General features: G+C 71.6%; 21 protein-coding genes. 11 read left to right on the top strand and 10 right to left on the bottom strand.

All coding sequences use genetic code 11. The features are described 5' to 3' along the window. Positions 1 to 7 precede the first annotated feature (7 nt). Positions 8 to 4,369, bottom strand: a complete 4,362-nt coding sequence (locus ACSMXO_RS41170) for a HEAT repeat domain-containing protein (protein WP_455416069.1) — start codon at positions 4,367 to 4,369, stop codon at positions 8 to 10. A 242-nt stretch (positions 4,370 to 4,611) separates the two neighbouring features. On the opposite strand from ACSMXO_RS41170, the gene ACSMXO_RS41165 reads away from it, so the two are divergent. Continuing rightward, positions 4,612 to 5,544, top strand: coding sequence for an SCO2521 family protein (locus ACSMXO_RS41165; protein WP_346258691.1), 933 nt, complete (start codon positions 4,612 to 4,614; stop codon positions 5,542 to 5,544). Positions 5,545 to 5,592: 48 nt separating this feature from the next. Here the strand turns inward: ACSMXO_RS41165 and ACSMXO_RS41160 are convergent, their stop codons facing one another. The 3 genes from ACSMXO_RS41160 to ACSMXO_RS41150 form a co-directional block, all read right to left on the bottom strand. Next, the gene (locus tag ACSMXO_RS41160; RefSeq protein ID WP_318402136.1) at positions 5,593 to 5,829 is read right to left on the bottom strand and encodes a hypothetical protein; all 237 of its coding nucleotides are present in this window, start codon (positions 5,827 to 5,829) and stop codon (positions 5,593 to 5,595) included. A 78-nt stretch (positions 5,830 to 5,907) separates the two neighbouring features. After that, the gene (gene mscL / locus ACSMXO_RS41155) at positions 5,908 to 6,369 is read right to left on the bottom strand and encodes a large conductance mechanosensitive channel protein MscL (protein WP_346258692.1); all 462 of its coding nucleotides are present in this window, start codon (positions 6,367 to 6,369) and stop codon (positions 5,908 to 5,910) included. A 109-nt stretch (positions 6,370 to 6,478) separates the two neighbouring features. Next, the gene (locus ACSMXO_RS41150; RefSeq protein WP_455416068.1) at positions 6,479 to 6,832 is read right to left on the bottom strand and encodes an STAS domain-containing protein; all 354 of its coding nucleotides are present in this window, start codon (positions 6,830 to 6,832) and stop codon (positions 6,479 to 6,481) included. Between the two features lie 162 nt (positions 6,833 to 6,994). Here ACSMXO_RS41150 and ACSMXO_RS41145 point away from each other — a divergent pair, with 162 nt between their 5' ends. Continuing rightward, positions 6,995 to 7,987, top strand: a complete 993-nt coding sequence (locus ACSMXO_RS41145) for an NAD-dependent epimerase/dehydratase family protein (RefSeq protein ID WP_455416067.1) — start codon at positions 6,995 to 6,997, stop codon at positions 7,985 to 7,987. A 173-nt stretch (positions 7,988 to 8,160) separates the two neighbouring features. Here the strand turns inward: ACSMXO_RS41145 and ACSMXO_RS41140 are convergent, their stop codons facing one another. Then, positions 8,161 to 9,189 carry a DUF4352 domain-containing protein gene (locus ACSMXO_RS41140; RefSeq protein WP_455416066.1) on the bottom strand — a complete coding sequence of 343 codons (1,029 nt, stop codon included), beginning with the start codon at positions 9,187 to 9,189 and terminating at the stop codon, positions 8,161 to 8,163. A gap of 157 nt (positions 9,190 to 9,346) precedes the next feature. Between ACSMXO_RS41140 and ACSMXO_RS41135 the strand changes: the two genes are divergently transcribed. The 6 genes from ACSMXO_RS41135 (at position 9,347) to ACSMXO_RS41110 (ending at position 16,041) form a co-directional block, all read left to right on the top strand. Continuing rightward, complete coding sequence (locus tag ACSMXO_RS41135; protein ID WP_455416065.1) at positions 9,347 to 10,303, top strand: threonine ammonia-lyase; 957 nt, start codon at positions 9,347 to 9,349, stop codon at positions 10,301 to 10,303. Between the two features lie 54 nt (positions 10,304 to 10,357). Then, a complete protein-coding gene (locus ACSMXO_RS41130) occupies positions 10,358 to 11,122 on the top strand; it encodes an IclR family transcriptional regulator (protein WP_455416064.1) in 765 nt (254 codons plus the stop codon). Between the two features lie 204 nt (positions 11,123 to 11,326). Continuing rightward, positions 11,327 to 12,586: an Ldh family oxidoreductase gene (locus ACSMXO_RS41125; protein ID WP_455416063.1), complete on the top strand. Its 1,260-nt coding sequence runs from the start codon at positions 11,327 to 11,329 to the stop codon at positions 12,584 to 12,586. Next, positions 12,552 to 13,979 (top strand): MFS transporter, encoded by a 1,428-nt coding sequence (locus ACSMXO_RS41120; RefSeq protein ID WP_455416062.1) that lies wholly within the window; start codon positions 12,552 to 12,554, stop codon positions 13,977 to 13,979. The genes ACSMXO_RS41125 and ACSMXO_RS41120 overlap by 35 nt, the downstream gene beginning before the upstream one ends. Continuing rightward, positions 13,976 to 14,743: an SDR family NAD(P)-dependent oxidoreductase gene (locus ACSMXO_RS41115; protein ID WP_455416061.1), complete on the top strand. Its 768-nt coding sequence runs from the start codon at positions 13,976 to 13,978 to the stop codon at positions 14,741 to 14,743. The genes ACSMXO_RS41120 and ACSMXO_RS41115 overlap by 4 nt, the downstream gene beginning before the upstream one ends. Before the next feature lie 95 nt (positions 14,744 to 14,838). Beyond that, positions 14,839 to 16,041, top strand: coding sequence for a DUF418 domain-containing protein (locus ACSMXO_RS41110; RefSeq protein ID WP_455416060.1), 1,203 nt, complete (start codon positions 14,839 to 14,841; stop codon positions 16,039 to 16,041). Here the strand turns inward: ACSMXO_RS41110 and ACSMXO_RS41105 are convergent. Continuing rightward, positions 16,019 to 16,372 (bottom strand): winged helix-turn-helix transcriptional regulator, encoded by a 354-nt coding sequence (locus ACSMXO_RS41105; protein WP_346258839.1) that lies wholly within the window; start codon positions 16,370 to 16,372, stop codon positions 16,019 to 16,021. The genes ACSMXO_RS41110 and ACSMXO_RS41105 overlap by 23 nt on opposite strands. Before the next feature lie 226 nt (positions 16,373 to 16,598). On the opposite strand from ACSMXO_RS41105, the gene ACSMXO_RS41100 reads away from it, so the two are divergent. Then, the gene (locus ACSMXO_RS41100; RefSeq protein WP_455416059.1) at positions 16,599 to 18,086 is read left to right on the top strand and encodes an MFS transporter; all 1,488 of its coding nucleotides are present in this window, start codon (positions 16,599 to 16,601) and stop codon (positions 18,084 to 18,086) included. 57 nt (positions 18,087 to 18,143) lie between these two features. Here the strand turns inward: ACSMXO_RS41100 and ACSMXO_RS41095 are convergent, their stop codons facing one another. The 4 genes from ACSMXO_RS41095 to ACSMXO_RS41080 all read right to left on the bottom strand — a co-directional run bounded on the left by ACSMXO_RS41095 (position 18,144) and on the right by ACSMXO_RS41080 (position 22,564). After that, positions 18,144 to 18,530 carry a nuclear transport factor 2 family protein gene (locus ACSMXO_RS41095; RefSeq protein WP_455416058.1) on the bottom strand — a complete coding sequence of 129 codons (387 nt, stop codon included), beginning with the start codon at positions 18,528 to 18,530 and terminating at the stop codon, positions 18,144 to 18,146. A gap of 187 nt (positions 18,531 to 18,717) precedes the next feature. After that, a complete protein-coding gene (locus ACSMXO_RS41090) occupies positions 18,718 to 19,935 on the bottom strand; it encodes a family 16 glycosylhydrolase (protein ID WP_346258704.1) in 1,218 nt (405 codons plus the stop codon). Positions 19,936 to 19,980: 45 nt separating this feature from the next. After that, the gene (locus ACSMXO_RS41085; protein ID WP_455416057.1) at positions 19,981 to 20,448 is read right to left on the bottom strand and encodes a hypothetical protein; all 468 of its coding nucleotides are present in this window, start codon (positions 20,446 to 20,448) and stop codon (positions 19,981 to 19,983) included. Between the two features lie 28 nt (positions 20,449 to 20,476). Beyond that, on the bottom strand, positions 20,477 to 22,564 hold the full coding sequence (locus tag ACSMXO_RS41080) for a S9 family peptidase (RefSeq protein ID WP_455416056.1): 2,088 nt from the start codon (positions 22,562 to 22,564) through the stop codon (positions 20,477 to 20,479). Between the two features lie 81 nt (positions 22,565 to 22,645). Here ACSMXO_RS41080 and ACSMXO_RS41075 point away from each other — a divergent pair, with 81 nt between their 5' ends. Together ACSMXO_RS41075 and ACSMXO_RS41070 are read left to right on the top strand one after the other, a co-directional pair. Then, positions 22,646 to 24,187, top strand: a complete 1,542-nt coding sequence (locus ACSMXO_RS41075; protein WP_455416055.1) for an FAD-binding oxidoreductase — start codon at positions 22,646 to 22,648, stop codon at positions 24,185 to 24,187. 468 nt (positions 24,188 to 24,655) lie between these two features. Further along, positions 24,656 to 25,810, top strand: coding sequence for a glycosyltransferase (locus ACSMXO_RS41070; protein WP_455416054.1), 1,155 nt, complete (start codon positions 24,656 to 24,658; stop codon positions 25,808 to 25,810). Positions 25,811 to 25,838 lie beyond the last annotated feature (28 nt).

Here is a 25,838-nt window from a genome sequence, read left to right as displayed (position 1 = left end):
GGAACGCTCACCGCCGTACGTCCGGCAGGTGGTCGGGGTCGGCGTCGGGTAGCCAGGTGAGTACCTGACCGGCTCGGCGTCGGAAGCCGGGATCCGGGTCGTCCCGGGCCAGTTCGGTGAGGAGTTCTCGGGTCTGGTGGTCGTCGCCGAAGTGGGTGCCGAGGGCTTGCACGGTGGCGGCCCGTACCGACCAGTCCTGGTCGCGTAGCCGTTCCACGAAGAGGGTACGGACTTCGGGATGTTCGGCGAGGCGTTCGCCGAGTACTCGGAGTGCCTCGCGGCGTACCTGTACGTCCTTGTCGTTGCCGGCCCGTTCGATCAGCAGTTCGCGTACGGCCCGGTCGGCGCCGAAGTGCTCGCCGAGGATGCGTACGGCCACGGTGCGGATCTGTGGGTCCTCGCCGGTGGCCCGGGCCATCAGGACTTCGCACTGCTCGACGTCGGTGCCGAGCCGGGTGGCGAGTTCGACGGCGGCTTCGTGTACGAGTTCGGCGTCGGGGTCGTGCCGGATTCGTTCCAGTAGTGCCTCTCGGACGTCGGCGTCGATGCCGAGCCGCTGTACCAGTAAGCGTACGGCGGCGAGCCGGAGCCGGGCGTTGCTGTCGCCGTGTACTCGTCCGGTGAGTAGGTCGTGTACGTCGTCGCGGGACGCGCCGCGTTCTACCACTGCCGTGGCGGCGAGGGCGAAGACGGCGGCGTCCGGGTCGTGGTGTGCCCGGTCGACCAGTACGTGGTGGACCTGTTCGGATAGTTGCGGCTCTCGGGTCAGTGCGCGGAGTGCGGCGAGCCGTACCTCGGCGTCGGGGTCGTTGCGGGCTCGGTCGAGGATCACTTCCCGGGTGGCGGGATCGCGGCGTGCGGTGTCGGCGAGGGCGTTGACGGCGGCGAGGCGGACGGTCGCGTCGGAGTCGTCCCGGGCGAGCCCGGCGAGTACCTCGGAGACGGCGGAGTCCATTCCGACTCGCTCGATCAGGGCTCGGGCGGCGACCAGCCGGATCCGGGCGTCCCGGTCTCGTAGGGCGAGTTCGCCGAGTGCGGCGCCGACCGAGGCTTCGGCGCCGATATCGTCGGTCAGGGCTCGGGCGGCGAGCAGGCGTACGTCGGCGTCCCGGTCGTGGCGGGCGGTGGTGACCAGCAGCTCGATCAGCGCGGGGTCCCGCTCGAAGGACTCCACCAGCATCCGCAGCGCGACCAGCCGGATCGTCTCGTCGGTGTCCCCGCCGGTGCGGCTGACCAGCAGGTCCCGGGTGGCGGTGTCCGGGCCCTGCTGGTCGATGAGGGCGCGGGCGGCGGCCCGGAGCACCCCCGGGTCACGGTCTACCCGGACCCGGTCGATCAGCACCGCCCGGACCTTGGCGTCGGTGGTCAGCCGCTCGCCGAGGACCCGCACGCTGGTGCGCCTGGTCACCGGGTCGGTGTCGTCGCGGGCGCGTTCGATCAGCAGGTCCCGGACGTGCCGGGTGGCGGCGAACCGCTCGACCAGGACGTGCGCGGCGGTACGGGTCACCTCGGCGTCGGTGTCGGTACGCAGGCACTCGACGAGCACGTCCCGGAGTTCGTCGTCGCCGCCGTACCGGTCGCCGAGGGTCTGGATCGCGGTACGCCGTACGCTGGCGTGCTCGTCGGCGTGCGCGCGTTCCCGGAGCAGGTCGCGGACGTTCGGCTCGTCCCGGAACCGCTCGCCGAGCGCCTGCACCGCGGCGAGCCGCACCCCGGCGTACCCGTCGGCCCGGACCCGTTCGATGAGCAGGTCGCGCGCCTCGGGGTCGGTGCCGAACCGCTCCCCGAGAGCCTGCACGGCGGCCAGCCGAACCCCGGCGTGGTTGTCGGCCCGGGCGCGCTTGATCAGCCGGGTCCGGGCCCGCGCGGCGGCGGCCTGGTGGGCAGGGCTGTCCACGGCGGTGGTGGCGAGCAGGGCCAACTCGGCCAGGCCGGCGACCGAGGCGTAGGAGGCGGGGCTGTCGTCCATGGTGGCGAGCACGTCGTCGAAGAGGTCGTCGATCCGTTCGGCCGGGGTGGAGAGCATCGCGGCCAGCCGGGCGGCGTGGGTGGAGACCGGGTTCCAGACGACCCGGACGCCCCGGCGCCGGTACCAGGAGAGGTAGATCTTGCGGCCGGGCCAGTTCGGCCCGATCGCCTTGGCGGCCGGCAGGATCTCCTCGTCGATCAGCCGGGCGGTCTCCCGGTCGTCGATCGAGACGCAGTGCTCCAGCAGCAGGATGAGCTGCCGCAGCAGTGTCTCCGCCGGCTTGGCGGCGGCGCTGTGCAGGTTGCGGACCTCGGCCAGGCACTGTACGGCCAGCGCCAGGTTCCACGGCGGCGGGGCGAAGTCGGCCGGCGGCCAGGGCTGGTTGACCTCGGTGGTGAGCAACTGGATGAGCTGCGCGGTGTGGTTCTGGTGCAGCGCGCCGGCGAGCAGCCGGAGTACCTCCCGCCAGGACAGGTCGGCCCAGTGCTGCCGGAAGAGGTCCTTGAGCTGCTCGAAGGAGAGCACCTGGTCGTGCTGGAACTTGGCCAGGATGGCGTCGGCGCAGAAGAACTCCAGGAAGGTGCGGTGCACGAAGCCGTAGACCTGCGGACCGTACCGGCTGAGGATGAAGTTCCGCTCCCGGAACTGTTCGATCATCGCCAGCGCGATGGTCCGGGCGGTGGCGGCGTCCCGCCGGTAGCGCTCGACCAGGTATTGCTCGAAGACGTCGCTGAGCTCCGTCCGGTCGATGTAGTTGACCGTCAGCCCGCGGTCGGCCGACTGCATTCGGTACGCCAGCCGGCGCAGCAGCTCCTTCTTGTCCTCCGGGTCCAGGAAGCCGGCGGCCGGGGACTCCTCCCGCAGGTGCCGGTCGGTGTCCCACTGCGCCACCAGCACGGTGGCGGCGTGGTCGTAGAGCTTCCAGCGCTCCCGGGGCAGCGGCTGGTGCTTGCCGATGATCGCCAGGATGGTCAGCAGCAGCGGGTTGCCGGCGAGTTCCCGGATCGCGTGCGAGTGCCGCATCGCGTCCAGCAGCCGGGCCCGCTGGGCGTGCGCGTCCTCCGGCCGGTCCCGGATCGCCAGCCGGTACCAACTCGACAGGAAGTCGCCGGTCTGCTCCTCGTCCAGGTCCTGCAACGTGTAGTGCACGAACCCGACACTGGTCAGGATCCGCCGCGAGTAGCCGATGATCCGGGACGTGACGATCATCCGTACCTGCGGGTGGTTGGCGGCGAAACCGGCGATCTGCCGGGCCACCTCCTCCCGGCGGTGCCGGTCGAACACCTCGTCCAGGCCATCCAGGACCATCACCGCCCGGCCGCCGACCCCGAGGTGCCGCAACAGCGCGCTCCGCTCGATGCCGAGCCCGTCGGTGCTGGCCCGGTGGTCGAGATAGTCGACGAAGTTCTCGCACTTGCCCTCGGCGGCCAGGGTGATGAACGAGCGCAACTCGATCAGCAGCGGCAGGTGGTCGGCGAGCGCGGTCAGCCGGTCGTCGACCGGCCCGCCGGTGAGGCTGAGCGTCACGTACCGGGCAACGGTCGACTTGCCCGAGCCGGGATCGCCGAGCAGCACGATCGCCCGCTGCTCCGGCGCGCCGAGTACGTCGAAGAGCCGCTGCAACGGCTTCGCCCGGTACGACTCGTGCAACTGCACCAGCTCCCGGGGATCCACCTCCTCCGGCACGTCCTCGGTGCCGATCCGCCCCTCGGACTGCATCCGCCGCAGCCACTCCCGGGGCAGCTCGGCCGGGGGCGGATCCTCGCGTACCCACTGCTCGACGAAGACCGACATCAACTGGATCCGGAGGTAGTCCTCGGTCTGCTCCGGGGTCAACGCGTCCAGGTCCAGCACCCCGTAGTGCTGCCGCAACCGGAGCAGGTACTGCTTGAGCGTGTCCCGGCTCAGCGTGTGCATGCCACCGCCGGCCGGCACCCCGGCGTCGGTGAGGCAGTTCGCCACCGCCGCGGTCACCATCGCGGCCAGGTCGGCCGGATCCCGGAAGGTGCTGCACATGTGCCGGTCGGCCAACTCCGCCCGGAGCGCCTCGATCCGCTCCGCGTCCCGGCCCCGGTCGACGAAACTGCGCGGCCAGGGCGCCTCCTCGTCCAACAGGAAGATCAGACACGGCTTGCCGCCGGTCAGCGCCTCCCGGTATTCCAGCTCGGTGATCGAGCGGTCGTAGCCGGCCGGGATGAAGCCGTACCGCCAGGCGAAGATACCGACGTAGACGTCACACTCGGCGACGTCGGCCAGGCAGCGTTCGAGCGGGCGCCGGTCCTCGGCCACGTACGACTCCATGGCCATGTCCTCGACCCGCAGCCGGCGCAGCGCCAGCTGGACGGCGGCCCGGCACTCCTGGAGATCCCGGAAAGTGGCCGAGACGTAGACCTTGGTCACGGCGGCTCCTAGGGGGCGGCTGAGCGGCGCGTAACGCAACCGTATCAATAGGACGCAAGAACGTGGTTTCCGCTGGTGGGAGGGGCCGATCGCCGTCTACCGGACGTGTCCGGGCGTACCATGGTGAATTGCCGGTCGCCGATCACCGTGCCCGTCGCGGACATCGGTTACGGTGTCGCTGTCACGGCGACGCGGCCCCGGTGATGCCGGTCACGGTGCCCAAGAGGTTGCGGAGGAGCGCAATGCTAACCCTGGGCGAGGTCCACACCGGACTCCTACAGAACTCCAGCTCGCTCTCGCTGGAGAACACCGCCCAACTCCTCGACTTCCTGGTCGGCCAGCGGGTGCGCCGGTCCGAGCGCCCGATCGCGTACGCGGTCTCGCCGGACCAGCTCACCGGGGTGGACTGCCGGCTGCCGACCCGCTCCGGCAGCCGTACCAGGGGCGTCGGGACGGTGGTCTCGCACGCGGCGGTGACCGGCGGGCACGTGTTGCAGGGCTCCACCTACACCCGGCTGGACCGGGCCGCCAGCAACCGCCGGCTGATCTGGTCGCACTACCTGTCCCGGCCCGGCTGGGTGGAGACGATCGGCAAGGTCGACATCCGGGACGTGGCCCAGGGCTTCCTCGGGCCCACCTACCAGCCGCAGACGCTCAACCTGGGCGCGATCAGCGCCCGGCTGATCGACGCGGTGCAGAGCTCGTCCCGGCTGGACCGCCGCCCGCCGTTCCGGACCAAACGCACCCGACTGCGCTGGGCGGTGCTGCCGGCCGCCGACCCGGGGACCGAGGCGCACGGAAAGTTCCGGATCGAGTCCGACACGCTGCGCACCCTGGAACTGACGGCGCCGCAGGAGACCGTACCGGCGCTGGTGGAGTTCTGCGAGGACCTCGCGCTGCACGACTGGCTGCTCACCACGCTCCTGTCGCTGATCGAGTTCAGCCTCACCGGGCCCGGCACCCGGACGCAGAAGATCGACCGGCTCCGCCCGGCGATCGACTGCCTGCTGCACCTCTGGATGCCGGCCGCCCGGCTGGACGAGTCGGTGCTGCCGGTCTGGCGGGATCTCGAACACCGGCCGGGGTTCACCCGGCAGTGGCAGACCTCGGTGACCCGGATCCGCGACCAGGTCACGCTCAGCACCATCGCCCTACTGGAGGCTTCGCCCCGCTGACCGCCGGGCCACCAGGTTGACCGCCGGCGTCTGCCCGGCGCCGGTCGGTCAATCGGCGCCGGGCGGGCGGGCGGAGAGTTCCCGCCAGGTGTCCGGCCCGGCCAGCAGGGTCCGGACCACGTCGTACGCCGCGTCCTCGCTGTCGAACTCGTAGAACCGGGAGATCCCTTCGGCTCCGCCGGCGCGCTGCTCCACGTGCCACTGGTCGGCATCCGCCCGGAGGTAGACATCGCGCCGTGCCAGGCGCCCCCACTTGCCGTTCCACCAGTGCTTTCGTTGTTCCATGCCGGGACCTTATCGAACGTACGTTCGAGAAGATCGCCGGGTGCCGGACCCGTCATCCGGGCAGGTGACGCCGCGGGCTCAGGGGCGGCGCGGCGCCGGCGGGTACTGCTGGCCGAAGCGCTCGTCCGGGCCCTCGGGGTGCCGGTTCGGCGCCCGGCCGGCGGCGACCAGCGCGTCACGGATCTCGGTGAGCAGCTTGATCTCCTCGCTCGGCGCGGCCGGTGCCGGCTCCTCGCCCCGCCGGCGCCGCTCGGCGAGCTTGTTCATCGGGAAGACCACCAGGAAGTAGAGCACGGCGGCGGTCATCAGGAAGGTGATGACGCCGTTGATGAAGGCCGCCCAGTCGATCACGGCGTCGTTGGGCAACTCCCAGGTGCCCGCCTCGATGCCTTTGCCGTCACCGAACATGCTGATCAGCGGCTTCAGGAACGAGTTGGTGAACTGGTTGACCAGGCTGGTGAAGGCCGCACCGATGACCACGCCGACGGCGAGGTCGACGACGTTGCCCCGCATGATGAAGTCTTTGAAGCCCTTGAGCATTGGCGTCTCCAGGTTGCCGGATTCGTGTCGGTCGACAACCTAGTGCCCAGTGCGGTGCGGACGAAAAGCGGTGGCCGGCGGCCAGCGGAGGACCGGCGGGATGGTGCCGTCAGTCGGTGCCGGCGGGGCCGCCGGCCACCGCCTCGTCCACCGTGGCGTGCGTCTGGAGCACCTCCACCAGGCCACTGACCTCAAGGATGCGCAGCACCCCCCGGCGCGGCGCGGCCAGCCGGACCATGCCGCCGGCCTCGTCGGCGCTGTTGCGGGCGCGAACGAAGACGGAGAGCCCGGTGGAGTCGCAGAAACTCAGTTCGGCCAGGTTGAACACCAGCCGGGTGTGCCCCTTCTCCAGCAGGTCCGTGATCTGGTCCTGAAGTTTCGGCGCGGTGGCCATGTCGAGTTCGCCCGCGACCGACACGACGACGACGTCGGCGCGCTCCTCGGTGTGCACCGTCAGGGACATTCGCGACCTCCTGGGATATCGGTCGAACCGTACTCCACAACCGGCCCGGTACGCATGACGGGCGGCGGAAGTCAGCCGTCGGCCCGATGCGGGAGTCGGACCTGATCCGCTCTGCGCGAACAGGGGTTACCGGATGTCACCCGAGCCGGGCACCATCGCCGGATGCGAACCCTCGTCCTCGGCGGCACCGTGTTCCTCGGCCGGGCTGTCGCCCGGCAGGCCCTCGCCGCCGGCCACGACGTCACCTGCGCTGCCCGGGGCTCGTCCGGGGACCCGGTGGACGGCGTCCGCTTCGTCCGGGTGGACCGCACCGACCCGGCCGGCCTGTCCGCGCTCACCGGCGACTTCGACGCGGTCGTCGACGTGGCCCGGCGCCCCGACCAGGTCCGGCACGCGGTGACCGCGCTCGCCGGTCGGGTGGGGCACTTCACGTTCGTCTCGACCGGCTCGGTGTACGCGGACACCACCACCGTCGGCCAGCGGGTCGACACCGCCCCGGTACTGGCACCCGCGCCCCGGGACGCGGAGGACCCGGAGCTCTCCGCGGAGTCGTACGGCGCCTGCAAGGTGACCTGTGAGCAGATCGTGACGAAGGCGTTCGGTGCCGACCGGGTCTTCGTCTGCCGGGCCGGGCTGATCGTCGGGCCGGAGGATCCGAGCGGGCGCTTCGCATACTGGGTCCGGCGGGCGGCCCGGGGTGGCGAGGTCCTCGCGCCCGGCTCGCCGGACGACGCGGTGCAGCTCGTGGACGTACGCGACCTGGCCGCCTGGATCGTCGCGGCCGCTGAACGCGGACTCACCGGCACGTACGACGGCACCGGCGCGCCGATGACCCGGGCCGGGTTCCTGGCCGACGTACTCCCCGACGGCGCCGCCCTGAGCTGGGTGGCCCAGGAGTTCCTGGCGGAGCAGGGGGTGCAGCCCTGGTCCGGCCCGCGGTCGCTGCCGCTCTGGCTGCCGGTGCCCGAGTACGCCGGCTTCCTGACCCGGGACGTGACTCCCAGCCTGGCGGCCGGGCTGCGGACGCGGCCGCTGGCCGAGACGGCGCGGGACACCGCCGCCTGGCTCGCCACGGCCGGCCCGGAGGCGGACCGGCGGATCGGCCTCACCGAGGCCGAGGAGGCCGAGGTCCTGGCGGCGTGGCACGCCCGCTGACCCGGCCCGGCTCACCACTCCGGCACGCCCGCTGACCCGGCCCGGCTCACCACTCCGGCACGCCCGCTGACCCGGCCCGGCTCACCACTCCGGCACGCCCGCTGACCCGGCCCGGCTCACCACTCCGGCACGCCCGCTGACCCGGTCGGGCTCGCCACTCCGGACCGCCCCGGCTATCCGGTGCGGACCTGGATTCCGGGTGAGGTGGCGGAGGCGCGTAGCCGGAGCCGGACGATCCGGGCGTCGGGCGGAATGTCGTAGACGACCGCCCCGGTGACCCGGTTGCCGGGGTTGATCTCGCTGAGGAAGCCGAGCTGGTCGGCGTTGGCGAGCAGCCCGGCCGAACTGTCCACCCCGAACCGCTGCCCCGCCGGCCCGTACGCGATCTGCAGGCTGTCCTGGAACGTCACCGGTCGCAGGCCCAGGTTGCGCACCGCCAGGCCGACCACGCAGAACTGCCCGATCGCGAGCTGGCTGACCAGCGGGTCGCCGACCTCGGTGAGCCCGCAGCGCACCTCCTGCACCTGGAACTCGAGATCGCCGTCCCGGGCCGGCTGGTTGAGGCCGACGACCCGGGGGCCGCGGTCGCGCAGCCCGGTGTAGAAGTCCGGCCCCCAGGTCAGCGCGACCACGGCGGCGGCCACGCAGCAGCAGGAGAGGACCGCGGCGACGAGGCCGAGGAGGAACCACCACCGCCGGTCGGTCGGGCGCACGAACTCGGGAGCCTTTGCGGTGCCGCCCGGCGGTGGTCGGCCCGCCTCCGGCCCGGCCCCGCCCTCCGGCCCGGTCGGTCGGGGTGCCCAGATCGGCGGCTGCGGCGTCGGCGGCGGGTACCCGCTCAGCGGCGGGGTGCTGACCCGCGTCTCCGGCGTGGACCAGTCCGGCGGTGCCTCGGCGGGCGGCGAGGATTGCGCTGCGGCGGGCCGTTCGGGACGCGGTGGGGAGGGTGGGCCCGCGCCGGGCGCGACCGTGTCCGGGAAGCGACCGGTCAACGGGAGCGGATCCGGGACCTCGTCGACCGTCGGTCCGGCCGCCGGATCCGGGGTCGGCTCCCGGGTCGGCCCCTCCGGCGGCGGTGGGTCGATCGCCCAGTCCCACGACTGGGGGACCGGCTCGGTTGGCCGGTCCCCGCCCGTTGGCGGATCGCCGGAACCGGCGCCGGGCCGGTACGGCTGCTCGCCGGGCTGGTCGGCGCTGGTCATCACGATCCTCGTATCATCCGGGGCCTCTGGAAAATAGTAGGCTTTAGCCGTATTCATCCCGGTGGGATCGTCATCTTCGTACCCAACGGCGGGGCGGGGGAGGGCTCCGGCCGAACCGCTCCGGACCGGGGGGTGAGCGCAGTGGCAGGATGATCCGGTGGATCTCGTTACCGTCGATGACGTACGGGCCGCGGCGGGGGACCTGACCGGTGTGGTGCTGCGTACGCCCCTGCTGCCCTGCCGCTGGGACGACCAGCTCTGGCTGAAGCCGGAGAGCCTGCAACCGGTCGGCTCGTTCAAGCTGCGTGGTGCGACGCACGCGGTGGCCCGGCTCGACGCCGACCGGCGGGCCCGAGGCGTGGTCACGCACTCCTCCGGCAACCATGGGCAGGCGCTCGCCTACGCCGCCCGGGCCCGGGGCGTGTCGTGCACGGTGGTGATTCCCGAGGGTGCTCCGGCGGCAAAGGTCGACCAGGTACGCGCTCTCGGCGCCGAGGTACGCATGGTCGCCCCGGCCGATCGGCTGGCGGTCGCCGAGTCGATCGCCGCCGAGCAGGGGCGGACCCTGATCCCGCCCTTCGACGACCGGCGGATCATCGCCGGCCAGGGCACCATCGGGCTGGAGGTGCTCGACGACCTGCCCGAGCTGGACGTGCTGCTGGTGCCGGTCGGCGGCGGCGGGCTCGCCTCCGGGGTCGCCACCGCGGTCAAGGCGCTGCGCCCGGGTGCCCGGGTCATCGGGGTCGAGCCGGCACTCGCCGCCGACGCCGCCGAGTCGTTGCGCGGCGGCGAGCTGCGCCAGTGGGAACCGGCCCGCACCTATCGGACCAGCGCGGACGGGCTGCGGACCAACCTCTCCGCGCTGACCTTCGCACACCTGCGCGCCCGGCTGGACGGCATCGTGACGGTCAGCGAGGAGGAGATCGCCGCCGCGACGACCCGGTTGGTCCGGGGCGCCCGGCTGGTGGTGGAGCCGAGCGGCGCGGTGGCCACCGCCGCCCGGATGTTCCACGCCGCCGAGCTGCCCGCCGGGCGTACGGTGGCGGTGGTCAGCGGCGGCAACGTCGACCCGGCGGTACTGGCGGCCGCCGTCAACCGCCCCGACGCGGGCTGACGGCGCGGATGCGGCCCGACCGAGCCGACCGGCGGCATTCCCTACATTGGAACCATGGCTGACCGGACCGGTGCGAGCGCCTCGGACAAGACGTTCGCGGTGTTGGAGGCACTGGTCGAGCACAGCCGGCTGACCGACATCGCGGCGGCGACGAACCTGCCGAAGGCGACCGTGCACCGGATTCTCCAGGTGATGGTCGAGCGCGGGCTGGCCCGACCCACCGGCAACGGGGACTACTTCACCGGCCCCCGGATGCTCGCGCTGGCCGGCCGGGTGATGCACCGGCTGGACCTGCCCGCCCGGGTACGCCCCGAGTTGGAGGAGCTGCAACGGCGCACCGGCCGTACGGTGCACCTGGCGCTGCTGCACGGTGACGAGGCGGTCTACGTGGCCAAGGTGGAGGCGGGCAAGCCGTACCAGCTCGCCTCCCGGGTCGGGATGAGCCTCGACCTGCACAGTACGTCGATCGGCAAGGCGGTCCTGGCGACCCTGGACGACGACCGGGTGGTGGCGCTCGCCGAGCGGACCGGGCTGCGCCGGCACACGCCGGGCACGATCGTCGAGGTCGGGCCGCTACTCGCCGAGCTCGCCACGGTCCGGTCCCGGGGCTGGGCCGAGGACCACGAGGAGAACGAGCCCGGGGTCTCCGCGACCGGTGCGGCGGTGTACGACCACGCCGGGCACGTGATCGGCGGGGTGAGCGCGGCGACGCTCAGCTACGAGGCGGCGGACCAGTCGGCGGACGAGGTGGGCCGGCAGGTGGTCGAGGCCGCCGGAGAGGTCTCCCGGGCCCTCGGCGCCCGCACCGTCCCGAGCTGACCTGGCCGATCCGGCCCGGCCCCTGTCCCGGGCCGATCGGGCCCGGCGCCCGCTCTGGTGATTCGGCGCCGGTGCCTGTCTCGGGTCGATCCGAATTGTTTCCATCCGGTTGCGCTGGTCGGTGTTACGGGCCAGACTGTGACGAAGGTTACTGTGGAACGGTGTTCCGCAGGGCGGAACGGCGTGCTCCGGAGGTGACGCCAGATGGCGCGCGGCGAGGACCGGAACCGGATCGACGACAGCGCGGCGGCGCACCGTCCGCCGTCCTGGTCGACCGTGCCGAGCGGCCACGCGCCGGACCACCCCGCACGGCCGGTCGACGACGAGATGCCGCCGGTTGCCGTACCGGCGGACGAACTGGTGGAGATCGCCGCCCGGATCCTCACCACCGCCGGCAGCCCGGAGCCGCCCGCCCGGGCCGTCGCCACCTCGCTGGTCGAGTCCGACCTGGTCGGGCACGACTCGCACGGGGTACGCCGGCTGATCCCGTACGTCGACGCGGTGCGTGGCGGCATGATCGATCCCTCGGCCGACCCCGTCATCCGTCGCCGGCACCGAGCCACCGCGGTCGTCGACGGCCGGCGCGGGTTCGGCCAGCTCGCCGCCCGGCTGGCCGTGACCGAGGCCCGCGAACTCGCCCGGGAGTACGGCGTCGGCGTGGTGACGATCGGCAACTGCAACCACATCGGCCGGCTCGGCGAGTACGTGCAACTGCTCGCCGAGACGGACGCGATCGGACTGGCCTTCTGCAACATCAACCCGACCGTCGCCCCGTACGGCGGCCGGGAGCGCCGGCTCGGCACCAACCCGTTCGCCTGGTCGGCGCCCCGAGCCGAGGGGCGGCCACCGGTGGTGGTCGACTTCGCCACCTCGGCGATCGCCGAGGGCAAGCTCGCGCTCTCGCTGGCCCGGCAGGAACGGGTCGGTGCCGGCCTGCTGGTCGACGCGGAGGGCCGGGATTCCACCGACCCGTCCGACTTCTACGCCGGAGGCGCGCTGCTGCCGTTCGGCCAGCACAAGGGCTACGGCCTCAGCGTGATGATCGAGATTGTTGGCGGGCTGCTCTCCGGCGCCGGAATCTCCAGCCTGCCCGGCTACGACAACACCAACGGCACCGTACTGATCGCCATCGACATCGGGACCTTCCTGCCGGTGTCCGGGTTCCGGACCCGGTCGGAGGGGTTCTGCCGGCTGCTCGGCGACACCGCGCCCGCCGTCGAGCGCGACCCCGGCCCGGACGGCGTGCTGGTGCCCGGCGAGAAGGAGGCGCACACCCGCGCCGCCCGGATCTCCGACGGGATCCCGCTCGCCCCGTCCACCTGGCGCGAACTGGCCGAACTGCCGGGCGGGCCCGAGCTGCCCGCCGTACCCGTACCCCACCCCCGAAGCCGCGCGGACCGCGCGGCCCCCTCGCCCGAGGAGGATCGTGATGACATCGCCGGTGGACCCCGCGCCCCCGCCTGAGCCCGAGACCGCCTCCGCGCCGTCCGACCAGGAGACCACCCCACCCGCCGAGCTGCGCCGGGTCGTCTCAGCGTCGCTGGTCGGCACCGCCCTGGAGTGGTACGACTTCTTCATCTACGGCACCGCCGCCGCGCTGGTCTTCGACGAGATCTTCTTCCCGGACGCCGAGCCGGCGGTCGGCACGCTCGTCGCGTTCGCCACCTTCGGGGTGGCGTTCCTGTTCCGTCCGGTCGGCGGGTTCTTCTTCGGCCGGCTCGGTGACCGGATCGGCCGGCGCTCCACACTGATCATCACCACCCTGGTGATGGGCATCGCGACCGGGCTGATCGGTTTGCTGCCGACGTACGACCAGATCGGGGTCTGGGCGCCGATCCTGCTGGTGCTGATGCGGATCTGCCAGGGGCTCGGCGCCGGAGCCGAGTTCGGCGGCGCGTCGACCCTGCTCGCCGAGCACGCCCCACCGCAGCGGCGCGGCTACTACGCCTCGTACGCCCAGACCGGGGTGCAGATCGGTCTGGTGCTCGGTACCGTCTCGTTCCTGCTGGTCGGGATGCTCCCCGACGACCAGCTCGAATCCTGGGGCTGGCGGATCCCGTTCCTGGCCAGCTTCCTGATGATCTTCGTGACCGTCTACGTACGGCTCCGGGTCACCGAGTCGCCGGTGTTCCGCCGGCTGGAGCGCAGCCGGACGGTGGTGCGGACCCCCGTCCTGGACACCCTGAGGCTGTACCCCCGCAACTTCCTGGTCGGGATCGGCGCGCACATCTGCGACACCGCGATCGTCTACATCTTCGCCACCTTCAGCGTCGCCTACCTGACCAACGAACTCGACCGGCCGCGCTGGGTGGCGCTGACCGGCGTGATCCTGATGGGCCTGGTGGTGATCGCGGTCCAGCCGATCTACGGCGCGCTGTCGGACCGGATCGGCCGCAAGCCGCTCAACGTGTTCAGCGTGGTCTTCACCGCCGCCTTCGCCTTCCCGTACTTCTGGCTGCTCAACTCCGAGGTGACGGTGCTGATCTGGCTGGCCCTGATCATCGCCGGTGGCATCGGCTTCGCACCGATGATCGCCGTACAGCCGGCGTTCTACGCGGAGCTGTTCGGTGCCGGGGTGCGGTACACCGGGTTCGCCGCCTCCCGGGAGATCGGCGCCGCCATCTCCGGCTTCTCCCCGCTGGTCGCGGCGGCACTGCTCAGCACCGCTGACGGCTCGCCCTGGCTGGTCGCGCTCTGGATCATCTTCACCGCGGCCGTCTCGCTGGTGGCGTTCCTGGTCGCCCGGGAGACCCGGACGATGGACATCGGCGCCGTGCACGCGTACCAGGAGGAACCGGGCGGGAAGGCGGCGGACGGGCCGCCGACGGCCTCGACTCCGATGGAGACCGCGCGATGAAGCTGGAGAAGACCGTCGCGGTGGTCACCGGCGGTGGTACCGGGATCGGCCGGGCGGTGAGCCTGGCGCTGGCCCGGGCCGGCGCGGACGCGGTGGTGGTCAACTTCAGCCGGTCGCGGGCGGAGGCCGAGGAGACCGCGACGCAGGCCCGGGAGTGGGCCGGCCGGTCCCGCGCGGTCGCCGCCGACGTCACCGACGACACCCAGGTACGCACCATGGCCGAGCAGGTGCTCGCCAGCTTCGGCCGGGTCGACGTGCTGGTCAACAACGCCGGCGGTACCCGGGCGGTGGAGCACGCCGACCTGGACGGGCTGTCCGACGAGATCTGGCGGGACGTGCTCGACGTCAACCTGCTCGGCGCGTTCCGCTGCGCCCGCGCCTTCGCCCCCGCGCTGCGGTCCTCCGGCGGCGCGATCGTGAACATCTCGTCCATCTCCGGCTACCGCGCCGGCGGCTCCTCGATCGCGTACGGGGTGAGCAAGGCGGCGATGCTCCAGCTCACCCGCAACCTGGCGGTGGCGCTCGCCCCCGAGGTACGGATCAACGCGGTGGCACCCGGCACGGTGCAGCACACCCGCTGGCAGCCCGGCCTGCACGGCGAGCAGGGCTTCGCGGAGCGCAGCGCCCGGGAGCGCGAGGTGGTGCCGCTGCGCCGCACCGCCGACCCGGAACACGTGGCGCAGGCGGTGCTCGGGCTGCTCGGCATGGACATGGTCACCGGCGAGGCGGTCATCGTCGACGGCGGTAAACACGTCGTGTACTGATCGAGCCGGTTTCCGCGGCGGGGTGGAGTTAGCTCCACCCCGCCCCGGGACCTGACGCTCCTGACCGGCCGGCCCGCCGCTGGTGTGCTCGACTGGTGAGCACAGTTACCGCCGCCGCAACGGCCTCCCGGACCCGCATCCCCGATCTCGACGCACTGCGCGCCTTCGCGCTGCTCGGCATCCTCGTCGTCAACATCACCTTCGTCGCCACCGGCTACAGCTTGAACGTCACCGACCCGGCGTACGACTCGTGGCTGGACGACGCGGTGCGCTGGTTCAACCTGAGCTTCTTCGGAATGAAGTTCTACCTGCTCTTCTCGTTCATGTTCGGCTACAGCTTCGTGCTCCAGACGGAGGCGGCGGCGCGGGCCGGGGCGGAGTTCCGGCCCCGGATGGTACGCCGGCTGCTCGGCCTGCTCGCCCTCGGTGCGATCAACATGGTGTTCCTGATCAGTGGCGACATCCTCACCGTCTACGCGCTGCTCGGCGCGATCCTGCTGGCGATGCGCGGGGTACGGGACCGCACGGCGCTGATCGTCGCCGCCGCGCTCTACGGCTATCTGCTGCTGGGCATAGGGTCGAGCATCCTGTTCCTGGACACGTCGAGCTACTTCGACCAGGCCAGCCAGATCGCCGCCGCCGAGGAGTCGACCGCGAACCTGGCCGGCGGGTTCGGCTCGGTGGTCCACGAGCACATCGCGATCCTGCCGCTCTACGCTCTCTCCCAGGTGACCGTGCAGGGTCCGACCACCCTGGCGATGTTCCTGCTCGGCATGGTCGCCGCCCGCCGGGGGCTGCTGGTCGGGCTCACCGGCCGGGAGTCCTGGCTGCGGATCGCGCAGCTCGTCGGCTTCCCGGTCGGGATCGCCGGTGGCGTGGTCTACGCCTCGCTCGGCGGCAACGGCGACACCCTCGGCGTGCTGGTGAGTGCGATGACCGCGCCGCTGCTGGCCGCCGCGTACGCCGCGACGCTGATCCGGCTGGTGCACAGCGAGCGTGGCCGGTGGCTCGGCACGACGCTGGCCCCGGCCGGCCGGATGGCGCTGTCGAACTATCTCGGCCAGTCCGTCGCCATGCTGCTGATCTTCACCGGGGTCGGTTTCGGTCTGGTGGGTCAGGTGTCGCCGCTGGAGATGCTGGTCTTCGCGGTCGCCATCTTCGTCGGCCAGGTGGTGGTCAGCCGCCGGTGGCTGGAGCGGCACGGGCACGGCCCGGCCGAGTGGCTGCTGCGCTGGTTCACCAACGCGGAACGCCCCGCCTGGCGGCGCCGCCCGCTCAGCCGGCCGCAGGTTGGCTAGTCACCGGGACCGGAGTCGCCGCGCGCTCGTCGTACCTCGCACGGGCCGCAGCGATCTCGTCGAGGTGGGACTCGGTCCAGTGCACCAGCGCCTGGATGGTGTGGTGCAGGGTGACGCCGAGCGGGGTGAGCGCGTAGTCCACCCGGGGCGGTACGACCGGGTGGACGGTGCGGTGCACGAGCCCGTCGCGTTCGAGCTGGCGCAGTGTGACGGTGAGCATCCGCTGGCTGATCCCGTCGACCTCCCGGCGCAACTCGGTGAAGCGCAGGCTCTGCCGGTCGAGCAGGGCGATGACCAGCAGGGACCACTTGTCGGCGATCCGGTCGAGGATCTGGCGGACCTCGCAGTCCTCGCGGCCGTCCCACTGCCTGGCCGTGTAGTCGCCCTCGGTTCCGGTGCAGTAACCGGGTGACTTCGAAGTGCCTTCTTCCACGATGGTCAAGCCTGACCGACGATCTCCTTGGTTACAAGAGGGAACTGGCCAGCCGGGTGGTAACCGAACGACGCGCCCCGGCGGTTTCCTCGCGCGTACCCATCGCCTCACGAGGAGCGGTCCGTTGCCCAGTTCACCGTCAACCCAGCAATCCGGCGCCCCGCACCGGCTCGATCCACGCGCCTGGGGCGTACTCGTGGTGATGTGCGGGGCGATCTTCCTGGAGGGCATCGACGTGGCGATGCTCAACGTCGCCCTGCCGTCGATCCGCGCCGACCTCGGCCTGTCGACCGGCGCGCTGCAATGGGTGATGAGCGCCTATGTCCTCGGCTACGGCGGCTTCATGCTGCTCGGCGGTCGCGCCGCCGACCTGTACGGCCGGCGCCGGATGTTCCTCTGCTGGCTGCTCGTCTTCCTGCTCTTCTCCGGACTCGGTGGCCTGGCGACTGAGAGCTGGATGCTCATCCTGGCCCGGTTCGTCACCGGCGTCGCCGCCGCGTTCATGACCCCCGCCGGGCTCTCGATCATCACCACCAGCATTCCGGAGGGACCGCAGCGCAACCGGGCGCTGCTGGTCTACGCCGGGATCGCCTCCGGCGGCTACTCGCTCGGGCTCGTCGTGGGTGGCCTGCTGACTGCTATCGACTGGCGGTGGGTCTTCTTCGCCCCGGTACTCCTCGCGCTTGTCCTGCTGATCGTGGCGGTACCGCTGGTGCCGAGGTTGCCGCGGCCCGAGCCGATTGGCCAGGGGGTCGACCTGGCCGGCGCGGTCACCGTGACCGCCGCCCTGCTGCTGCTCGTGCTGGCGGTCGAGCGGGCCACCCACACCAGCGCCGTGCAGACCGTCGGTACGGCCGCCGCGTCGCTGGCCCTGCTCGGCGCGTTCCTCACCATCGAGGCGCGGTCCCGTGCCCCACTGGTCCGGCTCGGCATCCTCCGCTCCGGAGCGCTGGTCCGGGCGAACATCACCGGGCTGCTCTTCCTCGCCGCCTTCTTCGGGTTCCAGTTCGTCGCCGTGCTCTACCTCCAGGAGCTGCGCGGCTGGTCGACTCTGGAGACGAGTCTCGCCCTGCTGGCCGTCAGCGTGGACATCGTGCTCGCCCCGCTGTTGACGCCCCGGCTCGTCGCCCGGCACGGCAATCCCCGGGTGATCCTCGGCGGCCTGCTCCTCGCCGCCGTCGCGTACGCGCTGTTCCTGCGGATCGGCCCGGACACGACGTACGCGGCGATGTTCCCGACGGTGATCATCCTCGGGGTGGCGTTCGCGCTGGTCTACGGACCGCTCACCATCGCCGCCACCGACGGGATCGAGCATCGGGAGCAGGGCCTGGCCGGTGGGCTGCTCTACACGTCGATCCAGTTCGGTGCCGCCCTCGGGCTCTCCGTGGTGGCTGCCGTCAACGTCGCCGCCACCGGCGCCGGCGCCAGCCCGGCGGCGATGCTCGACGGCTACCGCGCGGCCCTGGTGGTGCCGCTCGCCGCCATCGTCGTCGCGGCCGTGGTCACCGCCTCCGGAGTCCGCCGCCGAGCCGATGCGGGAAGTGTCGGCCCGGGGGACGGGGCCGACCTGCCGGCCGCCGCCGTCAGGGCACCGGCGGAATCTGGCCGCTGACCTCTATCGGGTACGGGCCAGCCTCGGCCTCGCGGCTGGCCCGTACCCATTGGGACGTCACCGGGTTGCCGTTGCCGGGTCAGATGCGACGGGTCGGGAGACGGGGGCACCGGCCGGAGGTGGGCCGCCCGTGAAGTACGAACGGGACTCGGCGGTGCCGGCCGCCTCGTCGACGTCGACGATGACATTGGTGGTGACGTGTCTGGTCCGCGGCGTCCCGTCGTCGTACAGCCGCAGCGTGTCGTGGGCCAGTCGCTCGACCGCGTCCCGACCGTCCATTGTCTCGCCGCTGCCCAGCGTGAAGCTGGCGTCGGCGAGCAGGTCGGCGAGCCCGGCGAAGTCCCCGGTGTCCACGAGTTCGGCATACGTGAAGATCAGATTCTCGATCGCCCGGTGGCTGGGCAGCTCGACGGGCGGGGCGTCGGCGAAACGGTCGGTGTCCATCTGGCTGCCTCCGGGCAGGTGAGATGCCGGGCGGAGGTGGCCGAGGTCAACTGTACTGTCGCGCGGCTGGTCATGCCTGCGGGTCGGCCGTGCCGATGGACCGGGCGTACCAGCGACCGGCCCCGCACCGGGATCGGTGCGGGGCCGGGGTCGCGGCGGGTCGGCGTGCCGCCGCGCGTCTGACGGGTCAGGCGCGCCGCCACTTCTGGTTGGCGCCGCCCGTGCACTCCCAGAGCTGGAGCTTGGCGCCGTTGGCCGTGCTCCAGTCGCGTACGTCGACGCACTTGTTCGCCTGCGGGTTCACCAGGTCGCCGGCCGCACTCAACACGAACTGCTGGGCCGGATTGCCGTTGCAGCCGACGATCTGGATGTTGGCGCCGTTGGCCGTCGAGCCGTTCGCCACATCCATGCACTTGCCGAGGGCCCGGACCGTACCGCCGGTGAAGGTCCAGCGCTGGGCGGCGGTGCCGTTGCAGTCCCAGATCTGCAACTGGGTGCCGTCGGCCGGGTTCGCGCCCGGTACGTCGATGCACTTGTTGCCGATTCCGATGAGCTGGCTGCCGGTGCCCGGGTTGCCGCCGCCGGTGTTCCAGGCCCAGACCCGGACGTAGTCGACCAGCATCTGCTGCGGGAACGTGGTGCTGCCGTCCGGGTACCCCGGCCAGTGGCCGCCGACCGCGATGTTCATGATCATGAAGAACGGGTGGTCGTAGACCCAGCGGTTGCCGTTCAGGTCGGCCGGGGTCTTGCGGCCGTACTGGATGCCGTCGACGTACCAGGTGATCGAGTCCGGCGCCCAGTCCACGGTGAAGGTGTGGAAGGCGTCGGCGAACGCCTGGCCACCAGGGAGCGTGTAGCGGGAGCTGATCGCGCTGCCGCCGGAGTAGCCGGGGCCGTGCAGCGTGCCGTACACGTTGCCGGGCTCGCGGCCGATGTTCTCCATGATGTCGATCTCGCCCATGTCCGGCCAGGGCATGCCGCCGAGCATCCAGAACGCCGGCCAGATGCCCTGACCGCGCGGCAGCTTCATCCGGGTCTCGAACCGGCCGTACGTCTGGGTGAAGCGGTCCGCGGTGAGCAGCCGGGCCGAGGTGTACTGGCAATAGCCGTAGTGGCACTGGTAGTTCGCCGGGTTCTCCCGGCGGGCGGTGATCACCAGGTTGCCGTTGCCGTCGTGCGCCGCGTTGCTGGTGCTGTTGGTGTAGTACTGCTGCTCGTTGTTGCCCCAGCCGCCGCCGCCGATGTCGTGCTTCCACTTGCTGCCGTCGGGCGGGGTGCCGGCTGGCGCGTTGAACTCGTCGCTCCAGGTGAGCGCGCCCGGCTCAGCGACGGCCGGGCTCGGTGGGGTCACCACCAGCGTCGCGGCCAGCAGGGCCAGGACGAGGGTGGCTCGGCGTGTACGCATGTCAATGTTTCTACGCCAGAGAGCGCTTTCTTGCAAGGTTGTTAACTAAAAAGAAAGTTGCGGAGCCGCAGTCTGTCGAGAGGATCGCCCCTGGATCGAATCGCCCTGCTGTGCGAGCGAGGTCCGTCGTAGACGGTGGCGCGCTTGTGGGGCATCGGCAAGGGCTAGCCAGGTATCGCCGCCCATGAAAATATCTCTCGGAGTAGTTACGTCGACACCCACAGCTCTCTCTCGGCTGGAGGCGCCATGACGCAACTCGACCTGCTCGATAGCCGCGACCGGACGCCACTTGAGGCACTCCGATTTCGAGCGGCTTATCACTACCACTGCCACGAACCGGGCTGCGGTGGGCACCGGCAAGGAATCCTGGACTGGGAACTCGTCGCCCTGCAACGCAATCTGCGGGGCCGCTCCGACGACGAGGTGCGGCGAGCCGTGGAACAGAAGTTCCTGCACGAACTCTGCGGGCCCCACGCCGACCAGTCCGGAGCGGTCGTCCGACAAGACCGTCATGCGAGTCACCCTTCCACAACCTTGCGCTTTACGCGGCCACGCCCAGCCGGTCGAGGATCCAGGCGGCGACGAACGCCTCCTCCTTCCAGGAGTCGTAGCGCCCGCTCGGGCCGCCGTGCCCGGCACCCATCTCCGTCTTGAGCAGGTACGACCCCTGCGGTGCGACGGCCCGGAGCCGGGCGACCCACTTCGCCGGCTCGTGGTAGAGCACCCGGGTGTCGTTCAGGCTGGTGACGGCGAGGATCGGCGGGTAGTCCTGCGCGGTGACGTTCTCGTACGGCGAGTACGACTTCATGTACGCGTACACCTCGGGGTCGGCCAGCGGGTTGCCCCACTCCTCCCACTCGGTGACGGTGAGCGGCAGCGACGGGTCGAGGATCGAGTTGAGCGGGTCGACGAACGGCACCTGCGCGACGATCCCGGCGAAGGCGTCCGGGGCGATGTTCGCCACCGCGCCCATCAGCAGCCCGCCGGCCGAGCCGCCCCGGGCGACCAGCCGGTCCGCCGAGGTCCAACCGGCCTTGACCAGGTGCCGGGCGGTGGCCACGAAGTCGGTGAAGGTGTTCTTCTTGCTCAGCAGCTTGCCGGTCTCGTACCACCGGCGGCCCAGTTCACCGCCGCCGCGCACGTGCGCCACGGCGAAGACGACGCCCCGGTCCAGCAGGGAGAGCCGGGGGATCGAGAACCACGGGTCCATGCTGGCCTCGTAGGAGCCGTAGCCGTAGAGCACGCACGGGGCCGAGCCGTCCCGGGGGGTGCCGACCCGGCAGACCAGCGAGATCGGTATCCGGGTCCCGTCGTCGGCCAGCGCCCAGTCCCGGTGCTGCTCGTAGCCGGCCGGGTCGAAGTCGCCGAGCACCGGCTTCCGCTTGCGCAGCACCATCTCCCGGGTGACCAGGTCGTAGTCGTAGACCGAGTCGGGGGTGGTCAGCGAGGCGTAGTGCAGCCGGACGCTGGTGGTCTGGTATTCGGGGTTGCTGTCCAGCCCGACGTTGTAGAGCGGTTCCGGGAAGTCGATGTCGTACGACTCGGTGCTACCCACCGGCAGCACCCGGATCCCGGTCAGCCCGGCCGTACGCAGCGACACCACGATGTGGTTGGCGAAGGCGTCGACCGCCTCCAGCCGGGTGCCGGGAGTGTGCTCGATCATCGGCACCCAGTCCCCGGGCGCGTCCGCCGAGGTGTACGCGAGCGCGAAGTCCTCCGCGCCGTCGTTGTGCAGGATCAGGAGGCGATGCCCGTGGTGCTCGACCGAGTATTCGACGCCCTGCCGGCGGGGCGCGATCACCGCCGGCTCGCCCGTCGGGTTGCTGGCCGGGATGACCCGTACCTCGCTGGTCACCTTGCTGTGCGAGTCGATGACGACGAAGTTCTCCGAACGGGTCAGCCCGACGCCGACCCAGAACCGCTCGTCGTCCTCCTGGTAGACGATCTCGTCGGCATCCGGTGCCGTGCCGACGGTGTGCCGCCACACCCGGTAGGGCCGCCAGCTCTCGTCCACGGTCAGGTAGAACAGCGTGGAGCCGTCGGCCGACCAGGCGCTGCCGTAGAAGGTGTCCGGTACCTTGTCGGCGAGCACCTCGCCGGTGGAGAGGTCCTTGACCCGCAGGGTGAACCGCTCGTCGCCGGCGAAGTCGGTGGAGTAGGCGAGCCAGCGCCCGTCCGGGCTGACGTCGAAGGTGCCGAGCGCGAAGAAGTCGTGCCCCTGCGCCAGTGCGTTGCCGTCGAGCAGGATCTCCTCGCCGTCGAGTGGTGCGCCGTCCTCCGGCATCGGCGGGGCCGTCTCGCCGTCCCGCACCGATCGGCGGCAGTGGATGCCGTACTGCTCGCCTTCGACCGTCCGGGTGTAGTACCAGTGGCCGTTCTTGCGGGTCGGCACCGATAGATCGGTTTCTTTCGTCCGCCGCTTCGTCTCGTTGAACAGCGTCTCCCGCAGCAGGCCGAGCCGGGCCGTGGTCTGCTCGGTGTAGGCGTTCTCGGCGGTCAGGTAGCCGATCGTGTCCGGGTCGTCCTTGTCGGCGAGCCAGGCGTACTCGTCGATCACCGTGTCGCCGTGGTGGGTGCGCTCGGTCGGCACCCGCTTGGCGACGGGGGCGGCGGTCGTCTCAGTGGTCACCCGGTCACGTTACCCGTCCGGCTGGCCGGTGGGCGGCCCGGTGCGGCCCGGGGCGTTGCCGAAAATTAGTACATGTGTACGATGACCAAGGTGGGGGAGATTTCGATAGAACGGCGCGGGGGCGCTGACATCGCACGGCGACTGGCGGGCATCTGCGGTGCCCACTTCGCCCGGGCCGCGGGAGCGGCCGACGGGGTGGCCGGCGCGGCGGCCCGCTGGGTCGCGGCGCCGGGCAGTCCGGAGGCGGTCACCGAGGTGGTCCGGCTCGCCGCCGAGCACGACCTCTCGGTGGTCGCCCGGGGGGCCGGCACCAAACTCGACTGGGGCATGCCCCCGTCACAGGTCGACATCGTGCTGGACACCGGGCGGCTCGCCGGGGTCTGGCAGCAGCCGGAGGGCGAGCTGGTCGCCGAGATCGGGGCCGGCACACCGGTCCGGGCCGCCGAGGCGATCCTGGAACGGACCGGCCGCCGGCTGCCGATCGACGTGCCCTCGGTCGGCGCCACCGTCGGGGGCGTGGTCGCGGCCGACGAGAGCGGTCCGCTGCGGCACCTGCACGGCCGGCCCTGCGACCAACTCGTCGGGGTGAGCTACGTGGACGCCTCGGGGGTGCTCGCGCACGCCCGGGCCGGCGCGACCGGCCGTCCCGGGGAGCGGCCCGACGCGGTGCCGGCCCATCCCGACGTCGCCCGGCTGCTCTGCGGGTCGCAGGGTGCGCTCGGCGTGCTGGTCTCGGCGACCCTGCGGGTGCAGCCGATCCCGGCGAGCCGGAGTTGGGTGGTCCGTTCGGTCTGGACCCCGCTGGAGGTGCACGACCTGGTCCGTGCCGTCCTCGACGCCGAGCTGCGGCCGACCGCGATCGAGGTCGACCTGCCCGGCGGCCGGGCGCCGACGACCGGCCGCGGCGTCCGGCGCCCCGGCTCCGGCGGGCACCTTCCGCCGGACGGGCCGGGTGCCACGGGGGCACCCGGCCCGTCCGGACGGGCCGGCGGGCGAGGTTGGTTCGAGGCCCCGGCCCGGCCCGGCGCGCCGAGCCGATCCTCGGGCGCAGGCGGATCCGGTGACCGGGGACAGCCCGGGCTCGGCGGCGGTCCCGGGCCGCGCGGCCAGTTCGGCGAGCCCGGTTCCGGCAGCCTGGCCGTACTGCTCGAAGGCGGGCCGGCAGAGGTGGCCGAACGGACGGCCCGGTTGACCGCGCTGCTCGGCGGCGACGCCCAGGTGGTCGGGGCGGCGCCGGGGTGGTGGCGCCGCTATCCGTTCCAGCCCGACCAGGTGGCGCTGCGCATCGAGGTGTCGATCGGCGACCTGCACGCCGCCATCTACGCGCTGCGGGACGCCGCCGGGGCGCCGGTGCCGGTACGCGGCTCGGCCGGGCTCGGTGTCGTGCACGCCGCGCTGTCGGCCGACTCGTCACCGGAGCGGGTCGGCGCCATCCTGGACGGCGTACGCGCGGTGCTGCGCGCCCGTTCCGGCCGCTGCGTGGTGGTCGCCGCTCCGGCCCGGATCCGCGAAGCCGTGGATGTCTGGGGCGAACTGCCCGACCTGCCGATGCTGCGCCGGGTCAAGGAGCACTTCGATCCGGCCCGACGACTCGCCCCCGGGCGCTATCCGGGCGGCATCTGACCCGATAGCCGAACCCGCGCGTCGCCGGTGTGCGGCGTGGACGCCGCCATGAGACGGCAAGTAGCCCTCGGGCTGCGTCCCCTTGTGGTTACTATGCGTGCTTATGGGACTAACCAACCTTTCGACAACTCATGAGACATTCTTGGGAAAACAGGCGGATATTCGCCTCAACCTGGGCTGTGGACTACGGGCTCCGGCCGGCTGGATCACCATCGACAGGTCACCAAGTTCGACTCTGGCGCGCGTACCGGGTGCCAGATCGTTCCTCCGCCGAGCCGGCGTCCGCAGCGAGGAACACATGGTCCCCTGGCCACGGTCCATCAAGCAGTTCGACGTAACCAAGCCGCTGCCGTATCCAAACGGGCCCGGGCAGGCCGATGTGGAGCACCGACCGGACAGCCTGTTCGTGGAGGCCATCCGCTGATCCCGAAGACCCTAGCCGAGAAGGAACAGGGGAAAGATCCGATCATGATCGTCTTCGTCGTCGAGTGTCCTAGCCCGTATCACACGCCGGTGCTCAACCGGCTACAGGAGGAGCTGGGCGACCAGCTATGCGTGTTCTACCTCTACGGCGCCGACACCTCCCACGGCTGGGGCCATGTCGCGGCGACGCACCGCTACATCGTGCTCGACCACCTCCGCGGCCAGGTCGCACTCGCCAAGGCTCTCCTATCGCCGAAGCTGCGGGCGGTAGGCGTGTACGGATACCGCGGCCTGGCCAGGCTGGTCTCGGCGAACGTCGCCCGGTTGCGTGGTCTCCCGCTCGTGTTGCGGGGTGCGGCCAACGTCCGCGACGAATCGTCCCGGCCGGCGTTCCGCCGACTACTCAAACGCTGGTACCTAAGGATGCTGTTGGGGCAGCCGGAGGTGTGGACGAACGGATCGGCCAACACCGCATACTGGCGGCTGTTGGGCCTGCGACGGCACCATCTGATCCCGTACGCGCTGCAACAACTGCCGGGAAACGAGTCAGGAGCCGCGGCGCTACGAGCCGGGCTCGGGCTCACCGAGCGTTTCGTCTTCACCTTCGTGGGCAGGCTTGAACCGATCAAGGGCGTCACCGACCTTCTGCAGGCGTACGACGTCGTACGCCAGACGGTGCCCGACGGCACCACCGCTCTCGTCATCGTCGGTAGTGGGTCGCTGGAACCGCAGGTCCGCCAGTACGTCGACGCCCACGACGACTGCCGCTACCTTGGCACGATTCCCCAGCAGCGGCTGGGTGCCGTGTACGCCGCGGCGGACGTCTTCGTGGCTCCGTCCCACCGCGAGCCGTGGGGTTGGGTGATCAACGAGGCACTGGGTTTCGGCACGCGGGTCATCGCGTCGGTCGAAATGGCCTCCGCGGACGATTTGTGCACCGAGGAGACGGGCCGCCGCTGCCCCGTGGCGGACCCGCCCGCGCTCGCCTCCGCGATGCTCGCCGAATACCGGACCGGTCCGCGACGCGCGCGGCGGCTGGAGTGCATGGACACCGCCCGGCTCATGGCGGACCGACTGCGCGAGCTGACCGGACACCGGATCTCCGTGCGGTTGCCACGGCCTCACGACAATGGCTCTGCCCCAGACACCGCAACCGGCCCGGACGTGTCGCTACCCCCGGAGGGTGCCCGCCACCTCTGACGACATCGGGCGCGCCGGCCCCGTGCCG

This window comes from Plantactinospora sp. DSM 117369, from assembly GCF_053764795.1.
This window is presented reverse-complemented; position numbering and strand designations above follow the sequence as displayed.

What these genes read in the sequence shown, in the direction of transcription:
- ACSMXO_RS41095 (WP_455416058.1), bottom strand. Translation starts at nt 18,530, where the DNA reads ATGGACACCGACCGTTTCGCCGACGCCCCGCCCGTCGAGCTGCCCAGC.
- ACSMXO_RS41120 (WP_455416062.1), top strand. Translation starts at nt 12,552, where the DNA reads ATGACATCGCCGGTGGACCCCGCGCCCCCGCCTGAGCCCGAGACCGCC.
- mscL (WP_346258692.1), bottom strand. Translation starts at nt 6,369, where the DNA reads ATGCTCAAGGGCTTCAAAGACTTCATCATGCGGGGCAACGTCGTCGAC.
- ACSMXO_RS41125 (WP_455416063.1), top strand. Translation starts at nt 11,327, where the DNA reads ATGGCGCGCGGCGAGGACCGGAACCGGATCGACGACAGCGCGGCGGCG.
- ACSMXO_RS41070 (WP_455416054.1), top strand. Translation starts at nt 24,656, where the DNA reads ATGATCGTCTTCGTCGTCGAGTGTCCTAGCCCGTATCACACGCCGGTG.
- ACSMXO_RS41075 (WP_455416055.1), top strand. Translation starts at nt 22,646, where the DNA reads ATGACCAAGGTGGGGGAGATTTCGATAGAACGGCGCGGGGGCGCTGAC.
- ACSMXO_RS41165 (WP_346258691.1), top strand. Translation starts at nt 4,612, where the DNA reads ATGCTAACCCTGGGCGAGGTCCACACCGGACTCCTACAGAACTCCAGC.
- ACSMXO_RS41085 (WP_455416057.1), bottom strand. Translation starts at nt 20,448, where the DNA reads ATGACGGTCTTGTCGGACGACCGCTCCGGACTGGTCGGCGTGGGGCCC.
- ACSMXO_RS41090 (WP_346258704.1), bottom strand. Translation starts at nt 19,935, where the DNA reads ATGCGTACACGCCGAGCCACCCTCGTCCTGGCCCTGCTGGCCGCGACG.
- ACSMXO_RS41145 (WP_455416067.1), top strand. Translation starts at nt 6,995, where the DNA reads ATGCGAACCCTCGTCCTCGGCGGCACCGTGTTCCTCGGCCGGGCTGTC.
- ACSMXO_RS41150 (WP_455416068.1), bottom strand. Translation starts at nt 6,832, where the DNA reads ATGTCCCTGACGGTGCACACCGAGGAGCGCGCCGACGTCGTCGTCGTG.
- ACSMXO_RS41130 (WP_455416064.1), top strand. Translation starts at nt 10,358, where the DNA reads ATGGCTGACCGGACCGGTGCGAGCGCCTCGGACAAGACGTTCGCGGTG.
- ACSMXO_RS41140 (WP_455416066.1), bottom strand. Translation starts at nt 9,189, where the DNA reads ATGACCAGCGCCGACCAGCCCGGCGAGCAGCCGTACCGGCCCGGCGCC.
- ACSMXO_RS41160 (WP_318402136.1), bottom strand. Translation starts at nt 5,829, where the DNA reads ATGGAACAACGAAAGCACTGGTGGAACGGCAAGTGGGGGCGCCTGGCA.
- ACSMXO_RS41115 (WP_455416061.1), top strand. Translation starts at nt 13,976, where the DNA reads ATGAAGCTGGAGAAGACCGTCGCGGTGGTCACCGGCGGTGGTACCGGG.